Origin of the sequence: Pseudomonas fildesensis, from assembly GCF_001050345.1 — a bacterium.
GTDB classification, from domain to species: Bacteria; Pseudomonadota; Gammaproteobacteria; order Pseudomonadales; family Pseudomonadaceae; genus Aquipseudomonas; species Aquipseudomonas fildesensis.
Map to the genome: position 1 here is coordinate 564,959 of NZ_LFMW01000001.1, position 11,588 is coordinate 576,546.

The window sequence follows — 11,588 nt, forward strand, 5'->3', positions numbered from 1 at the left end:
CCCATTGGCCTTCCACTCATCGTGAAAGGCTTATGCACATGCCGACCCAGCAACTCCTCAATGGCCTGTCCGGCAACCTGCAATCCAGTACCACCTGGGCTCAGCAACAGGCGCTGGAACAGATCCAGCGCACTGTGACGCTCGCCATGCGCAGCCTGGACGCTGAGGAACAGGCCCGCTACCTCAGGCTGCAGCGCGAGGCCCTGCAGGCGCTCACCACCCTCGAAACAGAAAAGAATGCGCTGATCCAGTCCTTCAAAACCGAAGGGCTCGCGCAATTGCGCAGCAAGCTTGGCGGCCGGGACCCGGAACAGTACCGGATCTACACCACCTACCTGGAGAAACGTGAGCAACCGTTTCCCTGGGACCCGCGCCCCAGCGGGCCAGGGTATCGATCGCGCCGCGCCTATGACGACTGGCAGTTCAAGGAACACACCAAAAGCATGACGCTCTGGGAAGCCGCCTGCCTGAACTTCGGTTTTACCCACTCGATTATTCAGGACTCCGGCTTCAGCCTGGTGGAAGCCAGCGAAATCGTCGGCCCTGGCAGTCGCATCGACACGTTGACTTTTATCAATGTCGTGCGCGAATTGAACCTGGGCGACCAGTTGCAGCAACGCACCGAATCGGCGCTGGCCGTACAGGGCAAGTTGCGCGGTCTGTTCGCCGTCGCCACCAAAGCCACGTTGCAGTTCGACCTGCTGGAGTCCTGGCGCACCCGTGCGACCACAGGCCTCACCCGACCGATGTATGACGCGTTGCTCAAGACCCTGACGGCCACCGGCACGCCACTGCCATTCGAGACCCTGAGCCTGACCTCGGGCAAAACCCCCATCGTGTCAGTGCCGTTTGTGCCGTGGGAAACATCCATCCCGCTGCCACTGCTGCGGGTTCAGGTCGCGAGCCTCGGCGTAGTGACGTATTTCCCGTTCCGTCCCAATGGCGCTTTCCGTTACCACGCGGATGCCCAGACTGCAGACGCAGCCCTGCACCAACAATTAACAGACAGCCGGCAGCAACAGGATTTGGGCTGGTTTGCCAGGCAACTGCCACTGATCGGTCTGTCAGTGCTCACCACGCTGATGAACCCGGAGCCTCGGCCGCAAGGGATGAACTGGCTGGCAGGGCCTTTATATGACGGCTTCCACACGGTATTTCCGGCACGCACCCTGGGCAACGTGCGCTTTACCACCGACCGCAAGACCGGCCGCCCGCACTCCCTGGTGGAAGCACTTACCTACCGCCATATCCAGCGTTACCAGGCCGACCTCGCCACCCTCGCCACCAGCCGTTCCGCAGCCGACTGGCAGGCCCTCAAGGATGGGGTGGCGGCCATTGCCGGGGAAGTCCTGCAATTGCTGCTGACCCCCATGCCCGGCGGCGTCACCGGAATGAACCGGGTGATGCAACTGGCCGTTATGGGCAGCATGACCTACAGCCTTGCCCAAGGCCTGGACGATGCCGCCAAGGGCCAGGCCAACAGCTTCGCCGCCAGCCTCGCGGACGTTGCCGACCTGGCCATCAGCGGCCGCTTGATGAGCGTCGCCGGCCGCGCTCACCGTCGCCGCACACTGAACCACCTGGAGCGCCTCGGTCACCCGCACAAGGTGACACGCCCCGACGGGGTCAGTGAGTTATGGAAACCTGACGCAAAGCCCTATGCCCACGCACGCCAGAACCTGCTTGATGGACGCACCCCCGACGCACTGGGCATCTACACGGTGCAAGGCAAGAGCTACGTCAACCTGCGCCATGACGACCAGGCGCTGGTGGTCGAGGTCAGCCACGACCTGCAAAGCATGCGCTACGTTCTCAAGCACACCAACGGCGGCAGCTACACACCACCGATCATTTTCGAACCGGCGTCGCAGGCGTGGATTTTCGACCTGAAAAATGCCCACATGCTGTCCGACATCCAGCTGCTGCAACGCATGCTGCCCAACGGTTCTTCAGTCACCCTGGAGACTGATCTGGAACAGATGCTGCACAGCACTTCCACCACGCGCACCACCCTGGACGCGGTCTGGAGTTCGCAGCCGGCGCCGTTGAACCTGATCGAAGGTGTCCGGCGCCTGCAAGCCGACCAGACGATCCAGCACATCATTGAGCGCTTCAACGAGCCGGGCTACCTGCCGCCCCACGGTGACAGCATCATTTTTTGCCTGTTGACCCAATTGCCCGACTGGCCTGCCAACACCGTGCTGAACGTGCACGACGAGCACGGCGTGTTGATTGAAACCTACAGCCCCTCTGCCCAGCCAGCGACCCGCTCGACTAGCGTGAACCTCACTCGCCAGGAAGACGGACGCTATGCCGACGCGGATAACCAGCGCCTGCCACCCGGCACGCTTGATCCGTTGATGCGTTTGATCATTCGGCAACAGCCCGCCACCTCAGCCCTGGGCAAGGATGGCGCAAACACGCGGGCCGAAGACCAACGCATCAGCGCCATTCGCCGACAGGTCGCGGAGCTGGCCGCCAGCGAGCAAACTGCGTTGTTTGACGCAGTAGTCAACTACGCGGGCTACGAAAAGACCGAGCTCATTCCCGCCGCCAGTGCCCGGCCCTATTTGCCGGTAAAAGCCACGCCACCGCTGGTCGCAGTCACGCCGTTGCTGAAAAAACTGCGCGACCTGAACCGGCCGTTATCCCCCGCCAACCTCGAGCGACTACTCGCGCAACAGCCGCTGACACCGCGCCAGGAACAGGCCTACTTGACGCAGGGCACGCTGCCGCTGGAGCTTCGCGATTTGCTGGACCATCACCGCACCGCGCTGCGGATTGACGCGGTGATCGATGGCTTGTACTACCCGCGAGAGTTCAATCAAGACATCGATTTATGGGCCCGGGAATTTGCCTCGGCGCTGGTGCGCAATACCCTCAAGCGCCCGTTCGTCGTCACTGAGGTGGCGTCCGCGCAAACCTACACGCCCACCGGGCCGGACGATCTCACCGTGGAGTTGCGTCACTACGGCGGCGGGCACTACAGGGCCTACGATATGCGCAACGGCGGCGAGATCCCCGTGTCACCCGCCGTCGACAGTTTCTACCTGGCAATCGGTTCGGTGCTGCACCCCCACGAGCGCCAATTGCTGGGCATGAGCAGTGCCCGCGATGCCAAGGGCTTGCGCAAAACCCTGGGCGACTACATGAGCACCCAGCGCAGCCCCGAAGGGTTCGTTAGCCTGGTCAACGGCTCCCTGGTGCAGTACGAACAACAGCTGGTATTGCCGCCTGACCTGAGGCCAACGGCCAACGGCGTGTTCGAGTACAACGCCCGGCAATACCTGCCACTGCTGGGCTCGCTGTATCGCATCCTCTACGATAAAAACCTGCTCAAGTGGCGCCTGCTCCACCCGGATAAAATCGGGGTCGACACCCCCACCCTCGAGCACAACCGCGAAGGCGCGTGGCGACTCTCCAGCGAAAACCCCATGACCTGGGACAACCACCGCCTGCTCTACCGCCTGGGTAACCACACCTACGCCTTCACCCAGGACATGGCCGGCAAAATCCTCGCCCTGACCGATACGTCGGCACAATCCCTGCGTCAGGTTCACAGCTCGGGACAAGCCGCACCGCCGCTGCTGGCCGACACCTGCAAGCGCTTCAAGATCGACGAGGAAATCCAGCTGTTTATCCAGGCGATGCGTGCCGATCCCACCTCGATCAATGCCCGCCCGGATTTGCAATTGCTGATGCTCTCCGGGCTACCCGGCTGGCCCGCCGACCATGTGCTGCGCATTGTCGACAGCCAGCAGCGTGTGCAGCAGCAATACCCCGTCCACAACGCAACCGACGCCCAGGTCGTGCAGGTAACCGAGCAGGAATACAAAGACGCCAAACTGCTCGCGACCGTCATCAGCAATGATCGCGTTTGCCAGGGCCTGCTCGCCGAGACCCCCACTTCCGGCGAGGAACGTCTGTCCAAGCTGATTAAAAAAATTCTCGACTTCACTGAGCAGGAACGCGTGCAGGTGTTCAATTCACTCTACGCACGCAGTGAAGTCGGTGGCGCCGTGCTGGAGAAACGCTTCAAGAGCAAACATCCAAATCTGCCCACCAGCACCGTCAAGGCCATCCTCGGCCATGCCACACGACGCGAGCTGAGGTTGCTGAATGAAAAAAACCAGGTCGACCTGCGCCTCTCGGAACAGGCGCGCCTGTCGGGCCACAACCTGCGTTTGAACCGGGCCTATGAAGGGCTATACCTGCCGTCCTGCGCCAACCCGGACAGCGACAAAATCACCCTGTACCTGCTCAAGTCTTTGCCCGACTGGCCAAAAAACCTGCGCATCGATATTCATCAAGGCAACCTCCAGGGGCCGTTGCTCGAAAGCGCGGGGCACCTGGACGGCTCGGTGCGCGGCCGGCTCGCCAGAACCAACACGGGCTATCAAGCCTACGACGCCTCGGGTATGCCGCAAGGAGGCGAATCGAACCGACTGCTCAACGCGCTGGCAAAGCACCTGTCTGCCAGCGAACAGACGGCCCTGGGCATCAACGACAGCGAAGACCTGTCGTCCTTTCGCGAGCAGATAGTCGCCCTGGCACTCGGGCGCCGGGTTGAAATCAAAGGCCTGCTCGACCTGCCCCACCTGCAACCCTGGCTGTTGCCCCCGATGGGGGTCGAGCGCTCATTCCTGGCCTATCCGGTCTGGCAATGGCTCTGGCCTTTCGGCGGCAATCGCCCACTCGACCTGACCTCCAAGGTGCAGGCGCTTTACCCCAGCTTCAGCGACAGCGACGCCCGACAATTCATTCGCACGCTGAACCTGAGCGAGCCCGCCGCGCTGATCGAACTGGACCGACGCCAGGCCGAATACCGGGCCATGGACACTGAACTGACACGCTGGTCAGATACGCACCAGGCGGCGGACGACATCGCCACCGACCCGCCGGGCCACAACCTGAATCGCCGCCAATACCTGGCCAACCAGTTGCGCCGGGCGTGGCGGCGCGAGGAGCCGCAGCGCTATGTCGCAGGGCTGTTCCATGTGCACTCGCTGGAGCTGCAGTTGGATGGCAACGACCTGCCACCGGAGTCGTTCATCACGGGTTTGACCGGGTTCGAACACATCGAGCACCTTAAACTTTCAGGGGACGCGTTCCCGGCCACCGGCGGTGCTTTCCTGAAGAAGTTCCCAGGGCTGAGCGCCCTGCAAATCGACTGCAATTTAAACGAACTGCCCATGACGATCACCGACATGACGCAGCTCACTCAACTGGACCTGTCCTACAACAACCTGATCCTGACCGCATCGTCATCAGCCCGCCTGGCCAACATGGTCGGCCTGACGAGACTGAACCTGAGCGGCAACCCGCTGAGCATGCCACCAGACGTCACACGGCTCACTCAATTGACCACCCTGGAACTGCGCGGCACCGGCATTAACCGCTGGCCCACCGGGGCTTCGCAACTGACCAGCCTGGCAACACTCAACCTGCAGGACAACCAGATCAGTGCACTGCCCGAGCACCTGTTTACAGACACACGAATGGCCATGGCCAACCGCAATACCTTCCTGCATGGCAACCCGCTGTCGGCGGCGACACGCCAACGGATTGCCATCTACCGACGCAGCACAGGGGTTGACCTGGGAGGCACCGTGCGCGGCATACGCCATGTACCCGCCACGGGTGACCCCCTCAACTTCTGGCTGGAGGGCGTGCACAGTCGCGATTATGCCGAGCGCAAATTGCTCTGGGAGCGCTTGCTTGCCAATCAAGAGGCGCGCCCGGACGACGTGTTCCAGGTCCTGCGGGACTTGACCCAGACCTATGCCTACGGCGCTTCAACGGCATCCAGGGCGGCGCTGACCGAACGCGTCTGGACCTTGCTGCTGGCCATGGGCGAGTCGACGCAACTGCGCAATACCGTGTTCCTCAACACCTATGGCTCCGGCGATTGCGGCGACAGTGTGCTGCTGGCCTTTACCAAGATGGAGCTTGAACACCGGATTCACCTGGCCAAATCAAAAAGCCGCACCTACGAAAGCGACCGCGCGCTGATTGCCTTGTCCACCGGACGCTTCTACCTGAACCAGCTGGACCATATTTCCGACAGGTTCATTCGTGATCGGGAAGTGGCCAACCTCCAAGTCGATCCAGCGGAAGTCACCATTTTCTTTCGCGACCGATTGGCCACAGAGTTCAACCTGCCCTTTCACCCATTGGAGTTGCTGTACACCGTTGAGGGCTACGTGACCAAAACAGTATTGGATGACGCACGCGCCAAACTGCGTCGACTGGGCAAAAGCCCGGCCCTGCAGGAGTGGCTGCTAATGGAAGCGTTCTGGATCGAGTATCTGGCCAGGAGTCACCCGGAGCCCTTTTCGACAATCAAGGACACCCTCCACTACAAGGTGAGCCTGCTGGACAAGGAAGTGCCAAACAAGCAGTCGGACGAATACCTGGAACGGCGTCAGTCACTGATTGACCTGGAGAAGGAGGAACATAACCGTCTGGTGCAGCAATTGACCGTCGCCACACAGGCGGTCTTGCAACACGCGTGAGCCATCGCCCCGGAGCCGGCGGCTCCGGGGCTTTGTCTATCAGGCCGAGCGGGCTGCGCCCTGGCTGGCTTGGGTCGGCTGCAACTTGAACACGTAGAACAACACCGTCAGCAGCACCAGGAACACCGGGCCCACGTACAGCGCAATACGCGTGTCCGGGAAGTACGCCATCAGGCCCACCACCAGCACCAGGAACGCCAGTGCAAGGTACGAGCTGACCGGGTACAGCCACATGCGGTACTTGAGCGCGGCGCGTTCAGCCGGGCTCAGGCCCTGGCGAAACTTGAGCTGCGCCAGCAGGATCATCACCCAGGTCCAGATCGCACCGAAGGTGGCAATCGAGGTGACCCACACGAAGACTTTTTCCGGTACCAGGTAGTTGAGCAACACACCCAGCAGCAACGCGCCGATCGACAGCAGCAGTGCCCGGCGCGGTACGCCATTGCTGGAGGTGGTGCCGAAGGTCGCCGGGGCCTGGCCGTTTTGCGCCAGGCTGTAGAGCATGCGCCCGGTGCTGAAGATGCCGCCGTTGCACGACGACAGCGCTGCAGTAATCACCACGAAGTTGATGATACCGGCGGCGGTCTTGATGCCCAGTCGCTCGAAGGTCATCACGAACGGGCTGCCCTGGGTGCCGATTTCGTTCCACGGGTAGATCGACAGAATCACAAACAACGCGCCGACGTAGAACAGCAGGATGCGCCAGAACACCGAGCCAATCGCACTCGGGATGGTCTTCTGCGGGTTCTTCGCTTCACCGGCAGTGAGGCCGATCATCTCCACGCCCAGGTAGGCAAACATCACCATTTGCAGTGACATCAACACACCCTGCACGCCGTTGGGCAGGAAGCCGCCATGGGCCCACAGGTTGGAAATGCCCAGCGCCACGCCGTCATTGCCAAAGCCGAACGCAATGATGCCGACGCCGCCGATCACCATGGCGATGATCGTGACGATCTTGATCAGCGCGAACCAGAACTCGAACTCGCCGAAGGCCTTGACCGCGATCAGGTTGATGCTGCCCATGCTGATCAAGGCCGCCAGGGCCCAGATCCAGCGCGGTACATCGGGGAACCAGACGCCCATGTACACGGCGACGGCGGTGATTTCCGCGACACAGGTCACCAGCCACAGGAACCAGTAGTTCCAGCCGGTGAGAAAGCCCGCCAACGGGCCAAGGTAGTCTTGTGCGTAACGGCTGAACGAGCCGGCGACGGGGTTGTGCACCGCCATTTCACCGAGGGCGCGCATGATCACAAGGATCGCCAGGCCGCCAATGATGTAAGAGAGCATGATCGCCGGGCCGGCCATTTCAATGGCCTTGGCCGAGCCGAGAAACAGGCCGACTCCGATACAGGCGCCGAGCGCCATCAAGCGAATATGCCGCTCGCCCAGTTCACGTTTCAGCGGACCGCCCTGAGCGGTCTCGCCATGGGGCAGGTGATTGCCAACAGGCATAAGGGTACAACCTCGTCTTGTTATTGGATTAAACCACCGAGCGTGCCATCTCCAGGCTGATAGGTCTGGGGCGGCGTGACCGGGCCTGCAGGGTAAACAGACCCGTCCTACAGGATCGGTGGGGCGTGCAGTATAAAAACCCGAACGAGGGGGCTTTCACTTTATAAGCGACTAATTTCAGCGATAACTCTGGGTAAATGGGCCTTTTACGAGAAACCCTTACCTGCATTGAGGCGTTTATCAGGTTACCGCGAGGCGGCCGATTATTGCACAGTGATGGTGCAGAAACACTCGCGCCCCTGACCTAATGCCGATCAGTTAAGGGCGGGCACTGTACCTGCGGCGATCCGACAAGCTCCCTCGCCACAGGTTATTTTTCGCCCTTTCTGTTTCTTGACTGATCGGCAGTAGCCCCTGACCCGACAATTTTTTCATGCGGCGCCACCAGCGACTAAGCTTCAACCAAGTCCGATCAATCTGCGTGAATGGATCAATCGACTATGGGCGCTTTATGGCAAACCGATTCGAAGCAGGCTGCGGTGCCAACCGACAGCGTGGATCAACCGCCATTGCCACAAAAGCCCCGCTCGCGAAGGTTGTGGTGGCGGCTGGTGTGGCTGGTACTGCTGATCGCGTTGGTGGCTCTGGGATGGGCCGCCAGCCAGGAAATGCGCACCTCGCGCCTGCAGGCCAAACACCTGAGCCCGTTTGCCGCGTCGCTGAGTTATCGCGTGGAACCCGGCGCCAGCGACGCCATGGTGTATCCGGGCGACGGGCCATTTGACCGGCGCCTGGGTTACAGCGCCCTCGATGAGTTTTTGCCGCGCCTGCTCAAGCGCAACTACCTGATCCAGACACAGGCACGCTTCTCCCCGGCGCTGATGGACTACGCCGGGCATGGGCTGTTCGTGCCCTACACGGAGAAAGTCCAGGCCGGCCTGACCATCACCGATTGCCGCGCTGCGCCGCTGTACACCTTCACGTACCCGCAACAGCTCTACGCAAGCTTCGCCACGATCCCGCCGCTGGTGGTGCAGAGCCTGCTGTTTATCGAAGACCGCGACCTGCTCGACCCCAAACACCCCCTGGCCAACCCGGCGGTGGACTGGCCGCGCTTTGCCAGGGCCGCGTGGTCGCAGGTGGCCAAACTCGTGCATTTGCCAGGGCAGACCGCTGGCGGCAGCACCCTGGCCACCCAGCTGGAAAAATATCGCCATTCGCCCGACGGCCTCACGCTGTCGGGTGGCGAGAAGATCCGCCAAATGCTGTCCGCCAGCGTCAGGGCGTATCAACCGGGGCAACAGACCCTGGGCAGCCGGCAGAACATCGTGCGCGACTACCTCAATAGCGTGCCGCTGTCGGCGGTGCCCGGCCACGGCGAAGTGCATGGCATGGCCGAAGGGTTGCGCGTGTGGTACGGCGCCGATTTCAACCAGGTCAACCTGGCCTTGAGCGATGACGCCCAAGACCCGGCGAGCCTGGCCAAACGCGGCCTGGCCCTGCGTCAGGTGCTGTCGCTGATGATTGCCCAGCGGCGCCCCTCGCATTACCTGAACAAGGGCCGCGATGAGCTGGCGCAATTGACCGACAGTCATATCCGCCTGCTGGCCCAGAACAACGTGATCCCGGCGACCTTGTCGTCTGCTGCCCTCGCCGGCCACGTCAGCTACCGCGACTGGCAGCAGCAACCGACGATCCAGCCGGTGGAGTCCAACAAGGCGATCAACGTCGCCCGCAACCGCCTCGCCAGCCTGCTCAATCGCCCGCTGTATGACCTCGACCGCCTCGACTTGTCCGCCACCAGCACCTTGCAATACGAGCTGCAAACCCAGGCCACCGATTACCTCAAGCACCTGGCCGACCCGGCATTCGCCGGGCAAATGGGCCTGCTCGGCCCGCGCTTGCTCACCCCACAAAGCACGCCTCAGGTTCGCTACAGCTTCACCCTGTTCGAACTGACGCCCGATGGCGCGCGCGTGCGGGTGCAAACCGACAACACCGACCAACCGTTCGATATCAACGAAGGCAGCAAGCTCGAACTGGGCTCCACCGCCAAGCTGCGGGTGCTCACCACTTACCTGCAAATCATCACCGAGTTGCACGACCGCTACAGCGCACAACCCCCTGCCGCGCTGAAAAAAGTCGAGGTGCCCGAGCAGGACCTGCTCTCACGCTGGGCGCTGGATTACCTGATGCAGAACACCGACCGCGACCTGTCGAAGATGCTCGACGCAGCCCTCAACCGCACCTATTCGGCCAGCCCCGGCGAGGCATTTTTCACCGGTGGCGGCCTGCATCGTTTCCATAACTTTCGCAACGAAGACAACGGCCGCAGCCCGACGCTGCGCGATGCCCTGCGCGAGTCGATCAACCTGCCCTTTATTCGCCTGATGCGCGATGTAGTGCGCTACACCACCTATTCCGGCGAAGACAACAGCGCCCGCCTGCTCAAGGACGACAACGACCCGCGCCGCCAGGAATACCTGGCCAAATTCGCCGACCACGAAGGCAGCGCGTTCCTGCTCAAGTTCTGGAAAAAATACCGCAACAAGGACACCCAGGCGCGCCTAGACACCTTCATGGACAGCCTGCACCCCACCGCCATTCGCCTGGCCGCCGTGCACCGTTACTTGCTGCCCCAGGCCAGCCAGGAGAGTTTCAACCGCTTTGTGCGTTCGCACCTGAAGACTATCAAAACCACCGACAAGCTCACTGACGAACGCCTCGACAAGCTCTACCAAAGCTACGGCCCCGGCGCCTACAACCTGCCGGACCAAGGCTACATCGCCAAGGTTCACCCGCTGGACCTGTGGCTACTGGGTTACCTGCTCAACCACCCGGACGCAACCTACGGCGAGATCGTCAAGGCCAGCGAATTCGAACGCCAGGAAGTCTATAGCTGGCTGTTCAAAAGCCGCCACCAAAGCGCCCGCGACAGCCGCATTCGCACGATGCTGGAGATCGAAGCCTTTCTCGATATCCACCAGCGCTGGCAAGCCGTGGGCTATCCGTTCGACCACCTGGTGCCGTCGCTGGCCACTGCCATCGGCAGCTCCGGCGACCGCCCCGGCGCCCTTGCCGAGCTGATGGGGATCATCCTCAACGACGGCGTACGCATTCCGGTGCTGCGCATCGACAGCCTGCAATTTGCCAACGGCACACCTTATGAAACACACGTGATCAACGACCCGAACCGCGGCAAACGCGTCATGCCCAGCGAAGTGGCCACCGCCTTGCGCGGGGCACTGTCACAAGTGGTGGACGCGGGCACGGCCAAGCGCGTGGCCGGCAGTTTCAAACTGGCGGACGGCACGCCACTGGCCATGGGCGGCAAGACCGGCACCGGTGATAACCGCATCGAGGCCATGGGTGCCGGCGGACGCATTCTCAGTTCCAAGTCGATCAACCGCACCGCGACCTTTGTGTTCTACATCGGCGAGCATCACTTTGGCACGCTCACCGCGTTCGTCCCCGGCGCCTCGGCCGAGCATTTCACCTTTACCTCGGCGTTGCCGGTGCAGGTGCTCAAGGGCATGGCGCCGATCCTCACGCCGTACCTGCAACCCGGCAGCGCGAGCCAATGCCTGGCGCGCAATCGATAGCTACATAAGTACA

3 protein-coding genes are annotated in these 11,588 nt (G+C 61.9%); 2 read left to right on the forward strand and 1 reads right to left on the reverse strand.

Annotation, left to right across the window (positions count from 1 at the left end; all coding sequences use genetic code 11):
- Positions 1-32: 32 nt before the first annotated feature.
- The gene (locus ACR52_RS02790) at positions 33-6,515 is read left to right on the forward strand and encodes an NEL-type E3 ubiquitin ligase domain-containing protein (RefSeq protein ID WP_236692110.1); all 6,483 of its coding nucleotides are present in this window, start codon (positions 33-35) and stop codon (positions 6,513-6,515) included.
- Positions 6,516-6,554: 39 nt separating this feature from the next.
- On the opposite strand, the gene ACR52_RS02795 is transcribed toward ACR52_RS02790, so the two are convergent.
- Complete coding sequence (locus ACR52_RS02795) at positions 6,555-7,973, reverse strand: amino acid permease (RefSeq protein ID WP_048720254.1); 1,419 nt, start codon at positions 7,971-7,973, stop codon at positions 6,555-6,557.
- A 500-nt stretch (positions 7,974-8,473) separates the two neighbouring features.
- Between ACR52_RS02795 and ACR52_RS02800 the strand changes: the two genes are divergently transcribed.
- Positions 8,474-11,575, forward strand: a complete 3,102-nt coding sequence (locus tag ACR52_RS02800) for a transglycosylase domain-containing protein (protein WP_048720256.1) — start codon at positions 8,474-8,476, stop codon at positions 11,573-11,575.
- Positions 11,576-11,588: the final 13 nt, after the last annotated feature.